14 protein-coding genes are annotated in these 22,656 nt (G+C 44.0%); 9 read left to right on the top strand and 5 right to left on the bottom strand.

The annotated features are described in order from the left end of the window. The first annotated feature begins 400 nt into the window (after nucleotides 1-400). The 6 genes from QM629_RS11875 to QM629_RS11850 all read left to right on the top strand — a co-directional run bounded on the left by QM629_RS11875 (nucleotide 401) and on the right by QM629_RS11850 (nucleotide 10,502). Complete coding sequence (locus tag QM629_RS11875) at nucleotides 401-1,300, top strand: FecR family protein (protein ID WP_415160091.1); 900 nt, start codon at nucleotides 401-403, stop codon at nucleotides 1,298-1,300. A 46-nt stretch (nucleotides 1,301-1,346) separates the two neighbouring features. Beyond that, nucleotides 1,347-4,901, top strand: a complete 3,555-nt coding sequence (locus QM629_RS11870; RefSeq protein WP_415160090.1) for a SusC/RagA family TonB-linked outer membrane protein — start codon at nucleotides 1,347-1,349, stop codon at nucleotides 4,899-4,901. Between the two features lie 13 nt (nucleotides 4,902-4,914). Next, nucleotides 4,915-6,435, top strand: coding sequence for a RagB/SusD family nutrient uptake outer membrane protein (locus QM629_RS11865; RefSeq protein WP_415160089.1), 1,521 nt, complete (start codon nucleotides 4,915-4,917; stop codon nucleotides 6,433-6,435). A 27-nt stretch (nucleotides 6,436-6,462) separates the two neighbouring features. After that, a complete protein-coding gene (locus QM629_RS11860; protein WP_415160088.1) occupies nucleotides 6,463-7,389 on the top strand; it encodes a hypothetical protein in 927 nt (308 codons plus the stop codon). A gap of 447 nt (nucleotides 7,390-7,836) precedes the next feature. After that, nucleotides 7,837-9,033 carry a family 16 glycosylhydrolase gene (locus QM629_RS11855; RefSeq protein ID WP_415160087.1) on the top strand — a complete coding sequence of 399 codons (1,197 nt, stop codon included), beginning with the start codon at nucleotides 7,837-7,839 and terminating at the stop codon, nucleotides 9,031-9,033. A 23-nt stretch (nucleotides 9,034-9,056) separates the two neighbouring features. Then, complete coding sequence (locus tag QM629_RS11850; protein ID WP_415160086.1) at nucleotides 9,057-10,502, top strand: glycoside hydrolase family 30 protein; 1,446 nt, start codon at nucleotides 9,057-9,059, stop codon at nucleotides 10,500-10,502. 37 nt (nucleotides 10,503-10,539) lie between these two features. On the opposite strand, the gene QM629_RS11845 is transcribed toward QM629_RS11850, so the two are convergent. Further along, nucleotides 10,540-11,718, bottom strand: a complete 1,179-nt coding sequence (locus QM629_RS11845; protein WP_415160085.1) for a multiheme c-type cytochrome — start codon at nucleotides 11,716-11,718, stop codon at nucleotides 10,540-10,542. Between the two features lie 245 nt (nucleotides 11,719-11,963). Between QM629_RS11845 and QM629_RS11840 the strand changes: the two genes are divergently transcribed. Continuing rightward, nucleotides 11,964-15,218, top strand: a complete 3,255-nt coding sequence (locus QM629_RS11840) for a SusC/RagA family TonB-linked outer membrane protein (RefSeq protein WP_415160084.1) — start codon at nucleotides 11,964-11,966, stop codon at nucleotides 15,216-15,218. 32 nt (nucleotides 15,219-15,250) lie between these two features. Continuing rightward, nucleotides 15,251-16,969 (top strand): RagB/SusD family nutrient uptake outer membrane protein, encoded by a 1,719-nt coding sequence (locus QM629_RS11835; RefSeq protein WP_415160083.1) that lies wholly within the window; start codon nucleotides 15,251-15,253, stop codon nucleotides 16,967-16,969. A 111-nt stretch (nucleotides 16,970-17,080) separates the two neighbouring features. Here the strand turns inward: QM629_RS11835 and QM629_RS11830 are convergent, their stop codons facing one another. Both QM629_RS11830 and QM629_RS11825 read right to left on the bottom strand, forming a co-directional pair. Further along, nucleotides 17,081-17,794: an SAM-dependent methyltransferase gene (locus QM629_RS11830; protein WP_415160082.1), complete on the bottom strand. Its 714-nt coding sequence runs from the start codon at nucleotides 17,792-17,794 to the stop codon at nucleotides 17,081-17,083. After that, the gene (locus QM629_RS11825; RefSeq protein WP_415160081.1) at nucleotides 17,794-18,573 is read right to left on the bottom strand and encodes an EI24 domain-containing protein; all 780 of its coding nucleotides are present in this window, start codon (nucleotides 18,571-18,573) and stop codon (nucleotides 17,794-17,796) included. Before QM629_RS11825 ends, QM629_RS11830 begins: the two co-directional genes overlap by 1 nt. 35 nt (nucleotides 18,574-18,608) lie before the next feature. Between QM629_RS11825 and QM629_RS11820 the strand changes: the two genes are divergently transcribed. Beyond that, on the top strand, nucleotides 18,609-19,274 hold the full coding sequence (locus QM629_RS11820) for a DNA-3-methyladenine glycosylase (protein ID WP_415160080.1): 666 nt from the start codon (nucleotides 18,609-18,611) through the stop codon (nucleotides 19,272-19,274). Nucleotides 19,275-19,365: 91 nt separating this feature from the next. Here the strand turns inward: QM629_RS11820 and QM629_RS11815 are convergent, their stop codons facing one another. After that, nucleotides 19,366-19,968, bottom strand: a complete 603-nt coding sequence (locus QM629_RS11815) for a phosphatase PAP2 family protein (protein ID WP_415160079.1) — start codon at nucleotides 19,966-19,968, stop codon at nucleotides 19,366-19,368. 268 nt (nucleotides 19,969-20,236) lie between these two features. Further along, nucleotides 20,237-22,480 carry a Tex family protein gene (locus QM629_RS11810; protein WP_415160078.1) on the bottom strand — a complete coding sequence of 748 codons (2,244 nt, stop codon included), beginning with the start codon at nucleotides 22,478-22,480 and terminating at the stop codon, nucleotides 20,237-20,239. Nucleotides 22,481-22,656: the final 176 nt, after the last annotated feature.

The raw sequence follows: 22,656 nt of genomic DNA, 5'->3' as shown, positions 1-22,656 counted from the left end.
GTTTTGTTCAACTGTCTTTTTACCCTGCGTTGGCACGCAGGGCTATTCACATGCCAGCCCTTCGGGCTAAAATAAAGCGACCGGCATCTCTCAAAGAAGTTGTCTCAAAAGTTTTTTGAAGGCTTCAGGAATTGCGTATTTGATTTCAATCTCCATCGACCTTACCGGATAAAAAGAAGCAGTGTTGGACTTTTGAGACGGCCTCATTAATTAACCCATATTGCCTTCCACTCACCTTCCGTCTTTCATCAAAAAAAATCACTATTGTCCGAATAACTTGGGCTTTAGCCCAAGAGAAATATTGTAGTCGGACAACCGTGAAAAAAATCTTAAAAATTTTTTTAAAATACAAGGGTATAAAGCCAAAGAACAGGTGTCTTATTGCATAAACAGTTTTTTCATGATGGAAAATGAGCCGGACAAACTCCCATTCCAATTCAGGAAGAAAGCGATTCACAAGAACCTGGAAAAAGAAAACTGGAATGCCATAGAAAAAGCAATCACGGAACAGGAAGAGCCGGTAACTGCCCGGCTTGCCTGGCTGCGGCCTTTACTGGCTGCGGCATCTGTAATTATTGTTATAGGCCTCGTTTGGTATTGGGCGCAATATGGCTCAGCGCCGCAGCTGGATGCTATTACAACGTACTATGGCGAGCTTAAAAACATAACATTGCCCGATGGCTCTTTGGTTAAGCTCAATGCCAACTCGCATATACGCATCCCGAAAAACTGGAACGATAAGGATAACAGGGAAGTGTGGCTCGATGGTGAAGCCTATTTCCGGGTGAGCAAAAAACCGGCAACCCATCAAAAATTTATCGTGCATACATCACAGGTTGACATTGCCGTGCTGGGCACAAAATTTAATGTAAATACCCGGCATGCCCAATCCATTGTATCGCTTGAAGAAGGCAGGGTGCAGTTGTCTGTAAACGGGGTGGTGGTAAAAGAGCTGGGCCGGGCAAAACAGGATGGCCTGTCAATGAAGCCGGGCGAAATGGCCGTGGTGAATGATTCACAGAAAGTGGATATAAAAGAAGAAAAAACAATAACGGCCTATTCCGGCTGGACGAGAAATGAATACAATTTTGACAACACGCCCTTATCGGAAATAAAGAAAATGATTGAGGATAATTATGGATATGGCATGCGGGCTGAAAATGATTCCTTATTCAATATTAAAATTTCAGGCGATTTGCGGGCGGCCAATCTTCCCGACCTTATTAAAGTGCTTGAATTTGCCTGCGGCGTAAATATGAAAGTTGACCATAAAACCATATACCTGCAAGCCAATAACTAAAAAAAATAGATTGCTTATTAAGTAAGATTTTATAAAAACTGCCATTATGAAAAAAAGAGGTCAGCCATGCAAGCTGCTTTTGCTTATGATTTATGTATTGGGGCCCGCCAGTCTTATGAGCGCCCATTCCCAGTTAGCCCAAAACGCGGTTGCATACATACAGGAAACAAATGTTCAGCCTTATGCTGGGCAGCAACAAAAAGAAGAATTAAGATCAATCCCGGTTATTTTATCGAATGCAAGAAAGGCATTTGATGTGGATTTTGTGTATGAAACCAAAATTCTGCCTGATGCAAAGATTGCTTTAAAGCCGGAAAATTATAAGAGCGTGGAAGCCTTTCTTGATGAATTGCTTCAACCTTATAAGCTGCAGTACAAAAAAGTGCTGCCAAAAGTATATGTTATTTATGCGGATAACCGCCAGTTGAAAAAGCTGCTTTCCGCTCTTTTGGAGAATAATCCCGGCAGCATCTTTCAATTTAATGTTTCAGACACTGCTATAACTCCCTTAAATGGAGCTATATCTGTATCAGGAAAAGTTACAGACTCAATCACCCATGCACCGCTGGCAGGTGCAAGCATATCGGTCAAAGGCACTTCATCCGGCACAGTTGCAGGGCAGGATGGTGCATTTTCATTGAATGTGCCCGGTAAAGATGCCGTATTGCTTATTTCTATGGTTGGCTATACCACGCAGGAAATTGCGGTAGGAAACACACGCGATTTCCAGGTGGCGCTTTCGGTATATGCACAGGGCCTGAATGATATAGTGGTGGTGGGCTACGGCACGCAAAAAAAGAGCGTGGTAACCGGCTCTATTTCCAGCGTAAAGGCCAGCGACCTGGAAAACCAGCCCATAAACAGGGTGGACCAGTTTTTACAAGGCAGGGCCTCCGGTTTAACTATTACGGCAGGATCTGGCCAGCCAGGTTCTGCTACTACCATCAGGATTCGCGGCACCACTACGCTTGGCGATTCAGACCCGTTGTATGTGGTAGATGGCGTGCCGGTTGATATTGGGGGCATTGATTACCTCAACCCCTCAGATATTGAATCGGTAGAAGTATTGAAAGATGCAGCTTCTGCGGCTATTTACGGCGCCCGGGCTGCTGCAGGCGTAATCTTAATAACAACTAAAAAAGGAAAGGCCGGCAGAACAACCATGAGCTATAATGGCTATTATGGTACGCAGGCCGCAGCCAAAAAGCTCGATTTGCTTAACGCTACCCAATATGCTTACCTGCGCAATGAAGCGTCTGTAGCCGGCGGCGGTGATATTGTTTTTGACGACCCGGCTTCTTTAGGCAAAGGCACCGACTGGCAAAGCCTGGTATTTAACAACGATGCAAGAATACAGGATCACGAAATAAGCATAAGCGGCGGTAATGAAAAGTCCACTTTTTATACCTCGCTCGGCTATTTTGACCAGCAGGGTATTGTGGCCTCAGCCATTTCTAATTACAAAAGATATACAGCCCGCTTCAACGGTTCACATAAAATAGCCGGTTGGATGAATATCGGGACCAACTTTGGTTATTCGCATATTAAATCGCTGGGTATTGGCGGCCTTAATACGGAATATGGCGGCATTTTAAGTTCTGTGGTAAACCTTGACCCTGTCACGCCTGCCGTGGTAACAGATCCGGCTGTTATTGCCGCAGCGCCTTATGCCGCTTCAGGCGCTAACTTAGACGGCCTTGCCATTGTAACGGATAAGAATGGAAACCCTTATGGTATTTCAAGCCAGGTGCTGCAGGAAATGTCTAATCCCCTGGCGTATATTAAAACACACCTGGGCAATTATGGCTGGTCCGATAACATGGTGGGCAATGCTTATCTTGAAATAATGCCTGTGAAGGGCCTTACATTGCGCACCAACCTTGGCGCTAAAATGGCATTCTGGGGCAGTGAAAGCTTTAACCCTTATTATTTTTATAATACGGTTAATTACAATATTTCCGCATCCTCCCAGGGTTTATATGTGGAAAGCGACCGTGCATTGAATTATACCTGGGAAAACACGGCTGCTTATACCCGTGCTTTTGGAGGGCATCACCTCACGGTGCTTGTGGGCACCGGCGCTTATGAAAACAATTTAATGAGCCGGTATTTGAACGCTATGTATGTTGATTTGCCTGTGAACACTTTTGCTGAAGCAAAATCGGGGCATTTTGCCACGGCAACAGCCGGCACCACTTATGCGCCCAGGGGCGGCATAGGACAGGATTACCAGCATAAAGTAAGTTCGATATATGGCCGTATTACTTATGATTATGCAGAGAAATACCTTGCGCAGGTTATCCTTCGCCGCGATGGCTCCAGCAGCTTTGGAAAAAATAACAAATACGGTTACTTCCCTTCCGTTTCATTGGGATGGGTAGCTTCAAAAGAAAATTTCTGGCCGGCAAACGACGTGGTAACCTTCTTAAAGATACGTGGCTCCTATGGAGAAAACGGGAACGATAATATCGGTAACTTTTCCTATGTATCGCAGGTGGCAACAGGCGGTAATTACACATTTGGGGACAACTATATCTATGGCTCCTATGTTACAGCCATTGCCAATCCCGACCTGAAATGGGAGTCCACCAATCAAACCAATATAGGCTTTGACGCTGCGCTTTTGAAAAATTTCACAGTAAGCTTTGACTGGTATAAGAAAAGAACCACCGGCATATTGCAAACCTTGCAGGTGCCGGGTTATGTGGGTGTAGGCGGCCCTAACGCCAACATCGGTTCCATGAATAATACCGGTTTTGAAGTGGAATTAGGATATCACAAAATATTGAACAAAGTAACGTTCGACTTTAAGGGCAATGTGTCTTATCTGCAGAATAAAGTTACGAACCTCAGCCCCGGCATTGAATATTATACCGGCGCCAAATTGCAATCCTACCAGCTTGAGCAAACCCGCATACAGGTGGGCCGGCCTATCGGGGTTTTTTACGGGTATAAAGAAACCGGCATTTTTCAGAACTGGGACCAGGTTAATAATTACGTAAACAAAGACGGCAGTTTAATTCAGCCAAATGCCCAGCCGGGTGATTTTATCTGGGCCGATTTAAACGGTGACGGAGAAATTACAAGCGACAGCGACCGTACCTTTATTGGCGATCCCACGCCAAACTGGACGTTTGGTTTTACTGCTTCCGCCTCTTATAAAGGGTTTGACCTGGTTTTATTCTGCCAGGGCGTGGCCGGCAACCAGATATACAATGGCTTGCGCAGGTTAGATATACCCAATGCCAATTATACAACAAAAGCTTTAAGCCGCTGGACAGAGGAGGGCACATCCGATACCTATCCCCGCCTTTCCACTGTTGACAATAATGGCAACTTCAGCAACCCTTCAGACTTCTACCTGGAAAGCGGCGCTTATATGCGCATCAAGCTTTTGCAGATTGGTTATTCGCTTCCGGCTTCTGTAACAGAGCGAATCCGCCTGCAGAAAATAAGGATATATGTAAGCGGCAACAACCTGCTTACATTAACCAAATACGGCGGTTACGACCCGGAAATCGGCGGCAGCAGCTATGGCATAGACAGGGGCTTTTATCCGCAGGCGCGTTCATTCACTGCAGGCCTTAATATCACATTCTAAAACATTACTTGTCATGAAAAATACAGTAAAAAACATATCATGCTGCCTGCTGGTTATGGCGGCGCTCAGCGCTTGTAAAAAAAGCTGGGTTGACATTCAGCCCACAGGCACTTCTACCGTTCTTGAAGATAATTATTATCAAACTGCCGAACAGATATTTAAAGGGCTCGTTGCCGTGTACGATCCGCTGGGCATGGAAACGGGAAACTCTTACTGTTCAAAACAAGGCCTGCTGGATGCCGCTTCAGACGATTGTGCAGCCGGTGGTGCAGCGCCCGGCCCGGACCAAATTAACTGGACAGCCTGGGATAAATTTACCGTGAACGTAAACCAGGGGCCGCAGGCCGACCTCTGGAACAGGAGCTATACCGGTATTTTCAGGGCCAACCTTTTGCTGCAGAAAATGGCGGAGAATACAATTTCCGATCTTTCAGACGGCGATAAAGCAAGGTATATTGCGGAATGTAAATTTTTAAGGGCCTATTATTATTTCGACCTGCTCAGGCTCTTTAAAAATGTACCGCTTATTACAGATATTATTCCTACCAGCGATATATATACCATTGAACAGGCAGATCCGGCAGATGTATATGCACAAATTGAACAGGATCTTACTGATGCCATTGATGAACCAAACCTTCCCAATACAGTGCCTGCTACAACTGAAGGAGGGCGTGTAACAAAAGGCGCTGCAAAGGCTTTATTAGGCAAGGTTTATTTGTATGAAGAAAAATGGACGGATGCCGCAGCGCAATTGGCAGATGTAAATGGCACGCCCGGCAGCGCCAGCACCTATGGTTATCAACTGCAGAGTAATTTTAGCAATATATTCCTTCCTACAAATAAGTTTAATTCCGAATCAATTTTTGAAATTGTGCATACTAACCAGGCCCAGCAGGACTGGGGCGCATGGGGCGCTTTTGAGGGAAATGTTTGGGTGGAGATGATTGGGGCCAGAGCGTATTCAGGCCCTGTGTATTCATCAGGCTGGGGTTTTTGCCCATTAACCACTTCGCTGGTTGATGCGCTGAAAAACGATCCCCGTTATCCTTATACCTGCGCCAATATTGACAGCATTTGCACGGCCACCGGCACAAGCTATGAAGCGGGGGCGGATAATACCGGCTGGTTTGTTGAAAAATATGCGCCCAAACTTGCCTATGTAACCACGCTGGGCGGAACGAAAGAATTAAATTATAATCTCGATTACATTGAAATAAGGCTGGCTGATACGTACCTGATGGAGGCCGAGGCTATTGTGCAGGGCGGCGGCGATAAAACCCGCGCCCAGGCCCTGTTAGATGCAGTAAGAAGCCGCGCAGGTCTTTCCTCAGTAACGGTTTCATTGGATAATATTTACAACGAGCGCAGGCTGGAGCTGGCAACGGAAGGGCATCGCTTTTTCGACCTTGTACGATGGGGTAAGGCCGCCGGCACATTGTCTGGTTTTACGGCCGGTAAAAATGAGGTGCTCCCCATTCCAATCGGCGATCTTAATAATACCAAGCTGGTTCAAAACCCCGGTTACGAATAGTTTGAAAAAACATTTTAAAATAATGATATGAAAAATATAATTCTTACTGTATTGCTTGCTTTTGGGCTGATCCTGCTATTCAGCAATTGCAACAAATCAAGTTACTCTTTAGGCGATCTTACACCGCCGAAAGATGTAACTATTACGGCAGAAATAGTTGGCCAAGACACAGACAATCCCAACGGCGATGGCTCAGGGGTGGTGAATATAACTGTATCATCAGACTATGCTTTATCATATATGATACAGTATGATGAAACGGCAAGCCCGGTATATTCAGCCAATGGCACACTTACGCATAAATACACCACTTTGGGATTGAATACCTATACAATAACGGCCACCGTTTATGGAAGGGGCGGCACTTCTGCCACCGCCACCACGCAGGTAACGGTTCAGAGCAATTTTGAGCCGGATGCTGCAATAGTTACCGATTTAACCAATGACGATTCCAAAACATGGGTGGTGAATAAAGATATAGCCGGCCATTTTGGTGTAGGCCCCTGGGACGTTTCTTCGGTTACACCTTCCTGGTGGTCTGCCGGCGTAGATGAAAAGGTTAGCTGCTGCAATTGTTTTTATACGGCTACCTATACGTTTACGAAAAATTCAGATGGCACTTATACGCTTACTGTTGCCACGCCTGACGGCGCATTTACAAAAACCGGTTCGCTCACCACCCTGCCGGGCATACCATCCTCAGGCGATGAGGCCTGTTATCCGTATGCAGGCGGCACAGGTTCCTTTAGTTTTATACCGGCAGGTTCCGGTGTTGATGCTTCTGCATCCACGCAAACAAGCATTTTATTGTCCGGCACAGATACATTTATAGGCTATGGCGCCACACTGAAAGAATATGAAATTTTAAGCATCAGCGATGTTGAAGTATATCTGCGGGTGCAGGGCACCGAAACCGGCAATGCATGGTATATTAAATTAAAACCAAAATCGTGAACTTGTTCGGGTGCATGCCAGGCCGGTCGGCCCGCGATAGCGGTCTGACCGAAGGACAAAAAAGTACGAATGCACTTTTCCAAACCATCCATCCGGCTTCGCCGTAGCAATGGGAGTGCACGCTCTGAATTTTTTGCCGGCGGGCGGCGACATCCATCAGCAAAGAGCCTGTTACCGGCCGGAAAATTTTGAAATGTTTTTTTATTAAGTAACGTGAGTTCGATATAAGACTTAGTGAAGAAATTTGCAGGCAGGAGAATCCCGAAGGGATTAAATTTCAATAGCTTGGAATGAAATTCGGGGGAGAATGAAGCAGGTTTGCATTTGAACCCGCCGCGGTCGGTTCAACGAAATGATGCCAATTTACCACCGGTGAAACCAGAGGCTATTCATATTAAAGCCCGAGGGGCTTGTATCGAACTCACGTTAAGCATAAATATAGATGGGATGAAAAATTTGCTTATATCATTTTGCTTATTGACAGTTTGTGTAAGCGGCTGCTCCAAATCCGGTGGCAGCGACGATGGGGGAACAGGCCAAACAATAAAACCTGCTATAACAATAACTGATATATCGCAGGCAAGGCTATCTTCCAATGTTGATTTTCAACTCCAGGTTACACTGGATAAAACCTCTGATAAGGATGTTACGGCTGCTTATGCAACAGTTGCCGGCACTGCAAAAGAAAATACGGATTTTATACCGGCGTCAGGCACGGTAACCATTGCCGCAGGCAAAAAATCTGCGGTTATTTATGTAACGGTTATTGGCGACAGTTTAAGGCAAACCAACCTGAATTTTTATGTGCAGCTTTCTAATGCCGGCAATGCCTCCCTGTCTGTATCAAAAGCAACGGTGACCATATTAACGGAAGACCTCAGTTATCTTCCCACCGATAGCGCCGGTTATACCACGCCAGCCGGTTATGCCGGTTACTCGCTTGTATGGGCAGATGAATTCAACGGCAAAACGGTAAATACAAGCGACTGGAATTTTGAAACCGGCGCCGGCGGCTGGGGCAATAATGAACTGGAATATTATACCAACCGCATACAGAATGTTTTTTGTTCTGATGGCAATTTGATTATAGAGGCGAGAAAAGAAAGCTATAATGGCAGCAATTATACTTCTGCCCGTATGCAAACACTGGGTAAGAGAGAATTCAAATATGGCCGGGTTGACATCCGCGCTAAATTACCGGTGGCAACCGGTATGTGGCCTGCCTTATGGATGCTTGGCGCTAATATTGCCACCGTTCCATGGCCGGGTTGCGGTGAAACAGATATTATGGAGCTGATAGGCAAAAACCCAAACCAGGTAGTTGGTTCCATACACTGGGAATATACGGATGGTTCAACAGCCACTTATAACAATACTTATACTTTATCCGGCGGCGATTTTTCCGAAGAATTTCATGTGTTCAGCCTGGTATGGGAAGCTGATAAAATTGATATCCTGGTTGACGATCATCCTTATATGCAAAGTACGGATGCCAATGTTACCAATGGCGCTAACCCCTTCAATCTGCCTTTCTTCTTTATCTTTAATGTTGCGGTTGGCGGCGACTGGCCCGGGCCGCCGGATAATACCACTGTTTTCCCGCAAAGAATGTTTGTGGATTATATAAGGGTATTTCAGCAATAGCAATTACAGAAAATATAAAACCTATGCACAAAAAATTTGTTCTCACATTGGTTGCCTTTGTTTCATTAACCATAATGAATTGCTCCAAGGGCAATGGCGGAGCCGATAATCCTTCTTCCGGCAATGACACCACTGCAACGCCTTCGGCCGCTTCTGATGTTGATTACTGGATCACGAAAAAAGACCAGAGCGCTTTATTGCAAAAACAATCAGCAGCGCTCAGCTTTACATCGGCAACCGGCACGAATACGATTACAGTGGATTCTACCCAAACCTATCAAACCGTTGATGGCTTTGGCTACACATTAACCGGTGGCAGCGCTTACGTAATCAACCGAAATTTATCTGCAGATGGCCGCTCCGCCCTCTTAAAGGAATTGTTTGGAACTGATGATGATGGTATTGGCATAAGTTACCTGCGCATCAGCATAGGCGCTTCAGACCTGAGCACTATTGTTTATACATATAATGATATGCCCGATGGCGAAACCGATATTAACCTTGACCATTTTGACATGAGCATGGAAGAAACAGATTTCCTGCCTGTATTAAAAGAGATTTTATCAATCAACCCTTCCATAAAAATTATTGCAACCCCCTGGTCTGCGCCGGCGTGGATGAAAGACAATGACAGCAGCATTGGCGGCAGCTTAAAACCCGAATATTACAGGGTTTATGCTGATTATTTTGTGAAATATATACAGGCTATGCAGCAGGAAGGCATAACCATTGATGCCATTACGCCGCAGAATGAGCCGCTCAATCCTTACAATAACCCCAGCATGGAAATGCAGGCGGAAGAAGAGCGTGATTTTATAAAAGGCTATCTCGGCCCTGCTTTTGCCAATGCCGGGATTGCCACAAAAATCGTTGTATATGACCATAACTGCGATGTGCCGCAATACCCGCTTACTATTTTGCAGGATGCAGCCCAATATGTGGATGGCTCCGCTTTTCATTTATATGCCGGCGATATAAGCGCACTATCAACGGTACACAGCAGCTATCCGGATAAGAATCTTTATTTCACAGAACAATACACCGCATCCACCGGTGATTTTGGCGGCGATCTTGACTGGCATTTGAAGAATGTAATTATTGGCTCTATGCGCAACTGGAGCAAAATTGCTCTTGAATGGAATCTTGCCAACGATCCCAACTACGAGCCGCACACCACCGGCGGCTGTACAACCTGTAAAGGTGCACTTACAATAGGAAGCGCTATAACAAGAAATGTTGCTTACTATATCATTGCACACGCATCTAAATTTGTGCCTGTTGGTTCAGTAAGGATAAGTTCTAACATACCGGGCCCGCTGAATAATGTGGCCTTTCTCCGCCCCGATAAAAAGAAAGTGCTGATAGTGGAAAATGAGGGTTCTGATGCACAAACATTCAGCATTTCTTTTAAAGGAAAAACGGTAACCACTTCTTTGCCGGCAGGCGCGGTGGGCACGTATGTATGGTGAGGTGATTGGCAGATTTAAGGCGCTGATTTTTTTAGGCTTACTTCCACGCATTACCGGCATAAACGGCAATGCGGTGGGTTCTAAGCATGTATTGAATCTTATTGGTTTCCGTTTCATTATTAAAGTCCAGGCTTTTTGAAGGCCGTAACGGCATGTGGCAGGTAATGCAGTTATTGCCTGTGGCTTTAATATCAATGGTATGCGTTACCTGCTGGTGGCAGGATATACATTGGTTAATCATTGCCTGTGTAGTTTCCTGCGATTGATGCGGCGAGTGACAGGTCATGCAGGTCATTTTGCTTTTTTGGTAACATTTGCTCATCTGCAGTAATTGCAATTGCATGCCATGCACATCCGGTTCGCCGGAAGCCCCTCCATTGTAAAGCATATAATATTTTGACAAGGGGTCGCCCGGCATAAAATTGAAAATGGATTGAACTTCCACAGGGTCGCCTGAATGGCAGGTGCCGCACATATCCACCTGCTGTTGCCTGGAAAGCGATTTAATGGAGATAATAAATTTAGCTTCTTTAATGCCCGGGTTTTCCTGCTGAAATTTTACATGCTGCGCTGCCGGGCCATGGCATCTTTCGCAATCAATGCCATATACTATGGAAGCCGGGTTATAAACCTGTTTTATTTGTAATAAGCCTTTTTCCCTTTCTTCTTTAACCTGCACAAACGATGCATGGCATTCCAGGCACCTGCTGGGTATAACCCTGTTAAAATAGGGATGATCTATGGGAAAGCCGGGGCTGTTGGTCCAGATTTTTTCGTTGGTAAGATAAGTTAAAGGCAACTGGTATAGCTGGCTGCCTTTCCAGTAAGCATACGTTTGGGCTTTTACGGCAGCGCCGAAAGCAATGTCTGTTTTTGCTGACTGTATCAACTGATTTTGCCTGTAATATGTTTGATAGAGGCCTGTATCATGGCTGTTCAAAACCACTTTCTGGCCATTTATAAAGCTGGTTGTATTATTAGCCGTATTTACCATGCTGCTCAGATGGTTATAATCAGCCTGTGCGGAAGCATTAAAATGACTATTGTGCATATACGCGTTCATAACGTCTTTGTGGCAGGACATACAGGCGGCCGATCCTGCAAACTGAATACCTCTCGGGTCTTTTGAAACAGCCTGATCATCTGAACATTTGATAAAAAAGAAAAGAGCAATGAAAATGGAGCAAACAATCATGCTTTTTTTAAAGTGAAACATTTTATCTGTTTATAAAAATGAAGTTATTGGTTTCTTTTAAAGTTGTACTACGATGCCTGCGCCTGCAATTTTTTTCAAACCCTATTTTGTGGGTAAATGCCCTTTCTGCTTACACATTTCATTGATTGTTAGAAAATTATTTTTGTTCTGACGTTAAATTTTTTTTCCTTTTTTTTGGAAAGATGCAATGAAAAGTTAATCTTAGCTGTCTATTAGGAAATTTTATCATTCTCTTATCAATTCTTATGAAACAAAAAAACGATTGTATGCGCTTTAGCGCCAGTTTTCTATTGTTCTTTTTATTATTATTAAGCTTTTCAGCACTTGCACAAAAAACAGTAAAAGGTAAAATTACCAGCGCGAAGGATGGTTCGCCTATCGGTTTTGCAACGGTAACGGTAAAAGGAACAAACACCGCAGTGGCTTCTGCTGCCGATGGGACATTCACGATTACCCTGCCTGCCGGAAATTCCACGCTCACCATCAGTTCTGTAGGATATACAACTGCAGAGGTTGATGCATCTTCCGGAAATGCTGAGGTGAAACTTACAGAATCATCCTCATCCCTGGATGAAATTGTAGTTACCGGTTATTCATCCCAGCGTAAAAAAGATTTAACGGGTTCGGTTGCTGTAGTTGACGTGGAGGGCGTAAAAGCGCAACCTGCGGCAAGCGCCCTTGAAGGCTTGCAGGGCAAGGCGTCGGGCGTACAGATTGTTAATGACGGCGCCGCCGGCGGCACGCCTCAAATACGCATCAGGGGCTGGAGCACTATTAATGATAACGATCCTCTTTACGTTATTGACGGTATGCCTTACCGAGGTAAAATAGGCTGGCTGAACACAAATGATATTGAAAGCATGCAGGTGTTAAAAGATGCTTCTGCAGCTTCCATCTATGGTTCAAGGGCCAATAACGGTGTGGTTATTATTACCACCAAAAAAGGAAAGTCAGGCACTCCTAAAATTAGTTTGGATACTTATTATGGAATACAGGCACCAATCAGGTCCAGCTTTCCTAAAATGCTGAACTCGCAGGAATATGCAGAATATTTCTACCAGGAATTTATCAATGCCGGCGAAACGCCCGGTACAAGCAGCACCACCGGTACCAATTATGGTACATCAGCTACCACCCCCACATTACCTGAATACTTACTGGCAGGCACAGTTACCGGGCAGGATATTACTGCCGATGATGCAGACCCTTCCAATTACAATTACAGCAGGGATGCTTCTACTTTTTACCAGATTACAAAGGCAAACCAGCAGGGTACAGACTGGATGCATGCCATTACGCAAAATGCACCCATTCAAAATTATCAGCTGAGTTTATTGGGGGGGGGCGAAAATTCACAGTTTGCTCTTAGTGGTGGTTATTTTGACCAGCAGGGAACATTAAAATATACCTATTTTAAACGGGCTACTATAAGGGCAAACTCTAATTTCTTTGCACTTAACAAGCGCTTGACCATTGGGGAAAATATACAGTATTCCTATAACAAAGGCGTAGGTTATGCCACCAACCCCAATACGGCCGGTGGCTACCAGAGCGAAGGCGCTGCTGTATTTGATGTATACCGCATACAAACAATAATACCCGTATATGATATTATGGGAAATTTTGCCGGTACAAAAGGCGATAACTTAGGTAATGCATCCAATCCGTTAGCTGTTTTATACCGCGCAAAAGATAATGTGAATACAAACAACCAGTTTTTTGGAAGCGCGTTTGCCGACCTTAAAATTATTGCCGGCCTGAATTTTAGGACAACCTTCGGATTAAGGTATGATAATTATAAAGGCATCAGCATCACAACTCCAGACCCTGAAGCGTCTGAAGGAAGTTATGATAATAACAGCATATCTGAGTGGCAGGGCTATTCAACAGACTGGACTTGGACCAATACTTTAACTTACCAAAAAAAGTTTAATAATAAACACGATATTAATGTGCTGGCAGGCATTGAAGCCATTAAATCCGATTACAGGCAGGTAACGGGCAGCGGAACCGATTTTTTCCTGTACGGCGATATGAATTATTATTATTTGAGCGCAGCCAGCACTACAAGCTCCACAAGTGCAGCGTCTTACAGCTCCCTGTATTCGCTTTTTGCCCGTGCAGATTATTCATTTAAAGACAGGTATTTACTTTCCGGAACAGTTCGCCGGGATGGCTCATCCAATTTTGGCCCGGAAAACAGGTATGGCGTTTTCCCGGCCGTTAGCGGGGCATGGCGAATTTCGCAGGAAGATTTTATGAAAAGTGCACCGTGGATCAACGACCTGAAACTTCGGGCAGGTTGGGGCATTACAGGCAATCAGAATATTTCTTCTTTTCAATACCTGAAAATATACGCATCCACCCTTGGTACATCATCTTATGCAACGGATGGCAGTTCTGCCAGTTCAGGTGTATGGATAAGTTCTTATGATAATTCTGACATTAAATGGGAACAGGTGCAATCGTTAAATTTAGGTATAGATTTTACTATACTCCAAAACAAAATTGAAGGTTCATTTGACTGGTATAACAAGAATACCAAAGACATGCTATACCAGGTGCCGCAGCCTTCTGCGGCGGTTGGCGGCGGCTCTTCACCTTATGTTAATATCGGAAAAATGAATAATAAGGGTGTGGAATTGCAGCTTACTTACCATTATACAGGCAATCCTGCGCCTGATGGGTTTCATTTTGATGTAACAGGAAATATTTCACAAAATAAAAACAGGATTATTGAGTTGGCCCCTTCCGTTTCGAGTGTTGAATATAATACTGTTAGGGATATTACCACCTCCATTTTACAAACCGGCCAGCCTTTCGGTGCTTTTTACGGGTATAAAATGACTGGTATTTATCAAAGTGATGACGATATTTCTTCCAACCCATCTTATGACGGGGCAAGGGTGGGCGGCCCAAAATATGCCGATATTTCCGGCTCGGATGGCAAACCGGATGGAACCATTGATGCTAATGACAGAACTATTATTGGCAGCCCACATCCGAAGTTTACATATTCGCTGTCATTTAATGCTTCCTATAAAAATTTCGATATTATGTTCTTCTTTAATGCTTCCCAGGGCAATGATATTTTTGAGCAAACACGCTATTATACCGATTTCAATGGTTTTGATGGCGCCGTTTCCAAAAGAATGCTGAATGCATGGAGCACTACCAATACAAAAAGTATGATACCTTCTCCTTACAGAGACCGCAGTACAATTGAATTGCAATCTTCCAGCTATTATATTCAGGATGGCAGCTACCTGAAGATGAAGAATTTGCAGATTGGCTATACCTTTTCTTCAGGAAGTCTGAGCCGTGCCATAAGCAAGCTGCGGGTATATGTAAGCGGCACCAATTTATTTGTCATTACAAAATATCCCGGCCTGGATCCCGAGGTTAGTTCAGTGTCAAGCACCTACAGCGCACCGGGTGTGGATTATGGCATAGTTCCGCAGTCTCGCCAGTTTCTGTTAGGATTGAGTGTATCTTTTTAACTGTTTAATTCAATAAAAAATTTAAATACAATATGAAACGAATTACTTGGGCTATAATTACTTTTATTTTATTCATTGCCTCCTCATGCAGCAAAAGTTTTTTGGAACAAACGCCGCAGGGTTCGCTTACTTCTTCACAATTAGCCACTCCCGATGGGGTTGAAAATGCCCTGGTGGGCGCTTATGGCCTGCTCAATGGAAATATAAGCGGAACCTGGGGCAATTATGCGCCGGCGCCAAGCATGTGGCTTTTTGGCGATGTGGCTGCCGATAATGCCCACAAGGGAAGCGTCAGCACCGACCAGAGTTATATGAACGAGATTGAACATCATACGCCTACCACCACCAATGATAATCTAAGCATTACATGGAAAAACTATTATGAAGGTATCATACGTTGCAACACTACCTTATCTCTTTTAGCAGAGGTACAGGCGGGTTCTGGTGATAAGCTCACTGACGACAGTGCTCTTGTGGTAGAAGCGGAAGCAAAAATGCTTCGGGCGCATTATTACTTTTTATTATACAGGTTGTTTGTTAACATACCGTATATAGACGAAACCACTTCCACCGCCGATGCGGCAGCTACTACAAATGATGTGGATGTATTGCCGAAAATTGTGGAAGATTTACAATTTGCAGTGGAGAATCTTCCGGACGACCATCCCGAAGGAGACGTAGGCAGAGTAAATAAAATAGCCGCAGAGGCATATTTAGGCAAGGTATATTTATATGAAGAAGAATATACAGAGGCGCTGGAATTATTTGAAACTGTTATTGCTGCAAAAGCCGATTTAACAACCATGGCGTTTGAAGATAACTTTAATATCAGTACTGAAAACGGTGAAGAATCCATTTTTGCTGTGCAGCATGTCATCAATTCTGATGGCAGCGGAGAGGATGCCAATGTTGGGGATATGCTGTCCGGCTTTTATGGTTCAGCCCCAATAACCTGCTGTGGCTTCAGCCAGCCGTCTATTGATTTGGTAAATGCTTATAAAGTAGATGCAGACGGATTGCCTTACCTGGATGACTCTTACAGGGATGATCCTTATACATCAGACTTATTGTTAACCGGAGATGCAAAAACTAATTATGCCGTTGACCAGACCATTGCTTTCGACCCGCGACTTGATTATACCGTAGGGCGCAGAGGTGTACCCTTTAGGGATTGGGGTACAATGGCCGGCGATGACTGGATACGCGACCCCTCTTACGGCGGCCCTTTTGTAGGCTACAAATCCCAGATAAATGAAGACGATTTTTCAGCGAACACCGTTTCGGGTACTTCAGAAATAAATGGTCTTAATGTAAATATTATAAGGTTAGCCGATGTTTATCTGATGGCTGCAGAATGTGCCGTTGAAACCGGAGACCTTAGTTCTGCTTTAACATGGGTAAACGCTGTAAGGTCAAGGGCTGCCACGCTGCCGGAGATAACAGTTGACGGGTCGGCCGCTGCAGATTATAATGTGGGGTTATATCCGTCATTTGCCAGCGCAGATTATGCACGCACTGCTATACGGTTTGAAAGAAGGCTGGAACTTGCCATGGAAGGCCACCGGTTTTTTGACCTGGTAAGATGGGGCATAGCTAAAACAACCATAGAAAGCTATTCCTCTTTTGAAGGCACTTATCTTTCAAATAATGCAGACATTACCTTCGATGAAAGCATAGATACATATTATCCTATTCCTCAAACTGAAATTGATGAAAGCAATGGCGCATTAACACAGAATACAGGTTATTGATATAATAAAATATAGGATTCTTACCAAAGGCTGTCTCAAAATAAGCAGGCAGCCTTTGGTATTTTTATGCCTCTGTGCGTTACTTTTTATATATGTCTTTCCGGCTTTTGATCACCCTGCCCCATACAATAAAAATATTGCCTGGCGTTTATGCAGTTCGATTTTCCCCTTTTTCCAGTCTTTTATTTTTTTTGTTTGAATGCATTCTGTTGAAGCGGTTATATCAACCGCAATGCACAATTGCGTTTCTGGTTTCGCTGTAGTTAGAATATCATTTACTAACTGGTTATTGCGGTAAGGCGTTTCAATAAATATTTGTGTGCAGTTTTTTTTGATGGATTCATTCTCCAGTTCAATAATCTTTTTCTTTCGTTCGTGTGCATCCACCGGTAAATAACCAACAAACTGAAAACACTGGCCATTCATACCGCTGGCCATTAATGCAAGAATGATAGAATTTGGCCCCACCAGCGGAACAACTTTTGCCTGCATTTGTTGGGCCACATGTATTAATGTCTGGCCAGGATCGGCAATGCCGGGGCAACCGGCTTCGCTCATGATGCCGATGGTTTTGTGCTGTGCTATATCAGCTTTAAAGCTTTGCTGCACTTCGGTTTCAGCCTTATGAATGGTATGCCATGCGTACGAATCAATATCAATCTCCTTCCATATCTTTTTTAAAAACCTTCTTGCTGTGCGCTCATTTTCTGCATATAAAACACTGCATTGCTTAACAGCATTAATTATATAGGAAGGAATTGTTTGCAATGCAATTTCATCTTCATGCAAAATAATGGGTATAAGATAAACGGTGGCTGTTTGCATTATACTTCATTTTGTACGGGCATTATATCTTTTGCTTCGTGCAGGCTTAATGTAGCTGCAACCACGGCATACGTGGGCGCCAATACCCAGCCTATTATCGGTACAATCTGTATTAAATAAAACATTAGCCCATTGCCAATGGCAAGACCTTTATGGTTACCAATAAAATAAATGCTGTCTGAGGCGCTTATTTTTTTTCTTTCAAAACTGTAATCGAGCATGGAGAAACCATAATAATAACATTCAATAAGTAAAGCCAGCAGGGGCGTAAGCCAGCCTGCAACGGGTATTAATGATAATATCAGTATCGAAACCATATAAACCGATTGCCATAAACAGTTGCGCAACGCAATGCTTACGCCCCTGAAAATATCTTTGATGAATTGCTTCGCATTAAAATCAAATTCTTTTTCTTCGATTATCGAAGCGGTTTTTTCACTTAGATAAGCAAACACCGGCGAGCCAACGATCAGCCATACATATTTAAACAACGAAAAATAAAACAGCATTTGTATAAGCCACAGCATAATGCCACCGAATGTAAACAGGAAGCCAACCAGGCCGGAGCCATTTTTGCCAAGCCATGCTTTTATGCCGGTTTTCAGGCTGATCCATTCAATAAAGCTGTTGGCGGTTAAACTAAAAAAATATAAAGAAATAACAAAGAGGATGCAGTAAATGATACCGGGAATAATTATCCATTTCCATAACTTATGTTCACGGATAAAATAACGCGCTTTATAATAACTCTGTATGGATATGATGATCTCTTTAAGCAACAGGTATTAATTTTAAAAAATTAAATATAATTCAATTGACGGTTACCAGCAGGCTTACCACGGAAGAACGGCAATTTTTAGCATCGCTGAACATATTAAACGAAAACTTTTATACGCGCAAAGATGTTGTAAAAATAGCAAAGGAGTTATTGGGAAAAATTATTGTTACCTGTTTTGATGAACAGCTCACGGCGGCGCGCATTACCGAAACCGAGGCGTATAATGGTATTATTGACAAAGCTTCGCATGCTTACAATAACCGCCGTACCAAACGCACTGAAATTATGTATGCGAACGGCGGCGCTGCGTATGTGTATTTATGTTATGGCATTCACCATTTATTTAATGTGGTAACCAGTTTAAAAGATGTGCCGCATGCCGTGCTCATAAGGGCAGCAGAACCACTCATTGGCATTGATACCATGCTTACCCGAACGCATAAAAAAAAGCTGGATTATACATTAACGAGCGGACCGGGCAATGTTTCAAAAGCGCTGGGCATTTATACGCACCATACCGGTATTGATTTAAGAAGCGATCATTTTTTTATTGCAGAAGATGATTATGTTCTATCAAACAAAAATATTATTACTGCAACCCGTATTGGTGTTAATTATGCTGCTGAAGATGCATTGCTGCCTTACCGTTTTTTGATAAAGGATAATAAGTATGTAACGAAGCTGCCTAAGTTGATTGGTTGAAAAGTTGATTAGTTAAGAAGTTAGGAATAAACCCGTGAACAAGTGAACCTGTGAACTGGTAAATTTTAAGTAAACGGTATTAACTGGCAATTCACTTTCCCCGTCTTAAAAACCCGAGCATAAAAGCCGTGCCTGTGCCCAATAAGGCTCCCGCCGAAACATCCGAAGGATAGTGCACGCCAAGGTATAAACGGGAATAACCCACAGCGCCTGCCCACATAACAGACGGCGCTATAACATACCATTTGGGATATGCCCTGATAAGGCTTGTAGCCGTGCCAAAAGCAGAAGAGCTGTGCCCTGAAGGAAAAGAATACGATCTCGGCTGATATACTGCAGTTAAATGCATATTGCTTATAAAAGGCCGGGGACGTTTTACAATTTTCTTGATGAGCGCATTCGCTATTACTGTAGTAGCCGTACTGCTTGCAATGTACAAAGCATTCTGCTGCATATCGTGGTCATGCCGGATTAACCCCGCTGTCAGCAATCCCGCCGGTACGGCAATATTTACGTAGGTATTGGTATTGGCAACAAGCAGCCAGCATTTTGTTTGGGATGGTGTTCTGTAGCTGGCAAGATATTCAAGCGTGGCATCATCCCACCGCTGTATGGTTGATTGCGCCTTTGCTCCGGTACAAACGCCAAGCAGTATCAGCAACGAAATATATTTTCTGTAAATGATCCTCATCATGAAGTTGTTTACTCTTTTTAAAACAAACCACAACCTGCTCCGCCACTACAGGAACATATTTTTTTCATAGTTAATAGAAAAGAAGCACAAAGATTTTCATTGGAGATGAAAATACTGTGATGCACTAAACATAAAACGCCAATTTAACGCTTATTGCTATGCAATGTCAGTAATCCTGTTCCATTAGCAAACGGGATAAGTTGTGGGTTACACCGGGCCTGAACAGGTTCAATGATATATTTTGCAGAAAATGGAGGATAATATCAACTTACTTCCCAAATTTCTTTTTCAGCGCATCCAATGCATCGTTTACACTGAGAGAAGATAAATCTTCCTGTCTGTGGTTATGTTGTGAACGATTGTTATTACCTGAACGCTGCGGCCTGGCCGGCGCTTCCTGCGTTTGTTTGATAGAAAGCGCAATGCGGCTGCGCGGAATGTCCACTTCCAGCACTTTCACCATAACCTTGTCGTTAAGCTTTAAAACTTCAGCGGGATCGCTGATGTATTTATGCGCTATCTCGCTCACATGCACCAGTCCATCCTGTTTCACGCCAATGTCAACAAACGCACCGAAGCGGGTGAGGTTAGTTACAACACCAGGCACCACCATGCCGGCATGCACATCTTCTATCTTATATATCTGTGCAAACTCAAACTGTTCCAGCTCGCTGCGCGGATCAAGTCCGGGCTTATTGAGCTCTTTCAAAATATCTTTTATGGTAAGCTCGCCAATTTCTTCTGTTGCATATTTTTTGGGCTGAATGTTTTTAAGCAAAGCCTCATTGCCGATGAGCGACTGCAGATCTGCCTTTAAATCTGCTGCAATCTGCTCAACGATCTTGTATGCTTCTGGGTGCACGGCGCTTGCATCAAGCGGGTTGCTGCCGTTCTGCACCCTTAAAAAACCAGCACATTGCTCAAATGCCTTGTTGCCAAGGCGCGGCACTTTCAGCAGTTCATTACGGTTATGGAAGCGGCCGGTTTCATTCCGGTATTGTACAATGTTTTCGGCCAGCGAGGGTCCTATGCCGCTTACATAGCTCAGCAAATGTTTGGATGCGGTGTTAAGGTTAACGCCCACGGCATTCACGCAGCTTACCACGGTGGCATCGAGTTTTTCCTTTAAGCGAAACTGGTTTACATCGTGCTGGTACTGGCCCACGCCAATGCTTTTGGGATCAATCTTTACCAGTTCTGCCAGCGGATCCATCAGGCGGCGGCCAATGCTTACGGCGCCGCGAACGGTAACATCATGACCCGGAAATTCCTCACGGGCTGTTTCGCTGGCAGAGTAAACAGAAGCCCCATCTTCATTTACCAGGAATATTGGCAAACCGAGGCTGAGCTGTTTGATGAATTGTTCTGTTTCGCGGCCTGCCGTGCCATCGCCAATGGCAAAAACCTGTATGTTGTATTTCTTTACCAGGTCTTTTATTTTATATGCGCTATCGTATTTTTTATTGGCTTCATGCACATAAATAAGATCGTTGTACAGCAATGTTCCCTTTTCATCTAAGCAAACCACCTTGCAACCAGTGCGGTAACCGGGGTCTATTGCCAGTATCCTTTTGCTGCCCAGCGGTGCGCTTAGCAATAGCTGGCGCAGGTTTTCGGCAAACACATTAATGGCTTCTTCATCGGCCTTTGTTTTTAATGCGGTGCGAAACTCTGTTTCAAGGCTGGGCTGCAGCAGGCGGCGATAGGAATCTTTGATGGCTTTCTTCATCTGCTCAACCGAACTGTTTAAACTGTTCTTTACATACAGCCCTTCTATCATGTACAAAGCCTCTTCTTCTTCCGGTGCAATGCCCATGCGTAAAAAGCCTTCGAGAAAACCGCGCAGCACAGCAAGTATTCTATGTGATGGCGCTTTATGAATTGGCTCGCTGAAATCGAAATAGTCTTTATACTTGGCGGCTTCGGCTTTTTTATCTTCCAGTACCTTGCTTTGCAGCGTTGCCGTATCTTCAAACAGCCTGCGCATTTTAGCACGCACCTTATCATCTTCATTAATGGTTTCGGCAATAATATCCCTTGCGCCCTGCAAAGCGGCGTCGGCGTCTTTTACATGATCATTAATATATTTCGCCGCTTCTGCTGCAAGGTTGGTTTCTTGTTGTTCGAGCAGGAGTTGGGATAAGGGTTCAAGCCCGTTTTCCCTTGCTGTTTGCGCCTTGGTTTTGCGCTTTGGTTTATAGGGAAGATAAATGTCTTCCAGTTCAGCCAGCGTAGTTGCTTTATTAAGCTTATCCTGCAAGGCGTCCGTCATTTTTCCCTGTTCGGCAATGGTTTTTTCTATGAATGTTTTGCGTTCGGTAAATTCCTTTAAAGCTTTGGCCTTATCCTGTATCTGCTGCACCTGCACTTCATCCAGCCCGCCTGTTTTATCTTTCCTGTACCGTGCTATAAAGGGTATGGTAGCCCCTTCTTCAAACAGGGTTAATACGGCATCAATTTGCGCAGGCTTTACGTGTAATGCGGCTGCTATCTGCGAACTAAATTCTTTCATTCGTGCATATTTGTTTTTTCAGATGTCTCATGGAACCTCGCTATGCACATTCCCCTGTGTAAGAAAAATTATCATGCTCGGTTTCATTCGTACAAGTTTGTTTTTTCAATGGCCTCATGGAACGCCCTGATGTACATTCCCCTGTGTGTTGAATACATTTTACATGGGCGTTTCAT

The sequence above is a fragment of the Parafilimonas sp. genome (assembly GCF_047606085.1).
Lineage (GTDB): Bacteria > Bacteroidota > Bacteroidia > Chitinophagales > Chitinophagaceae > Parafilimonas.
Note: the sequence above shows the minus strand (reverse complement) of the source record. Positions and strands in the feature narration are given on the sequence as shown.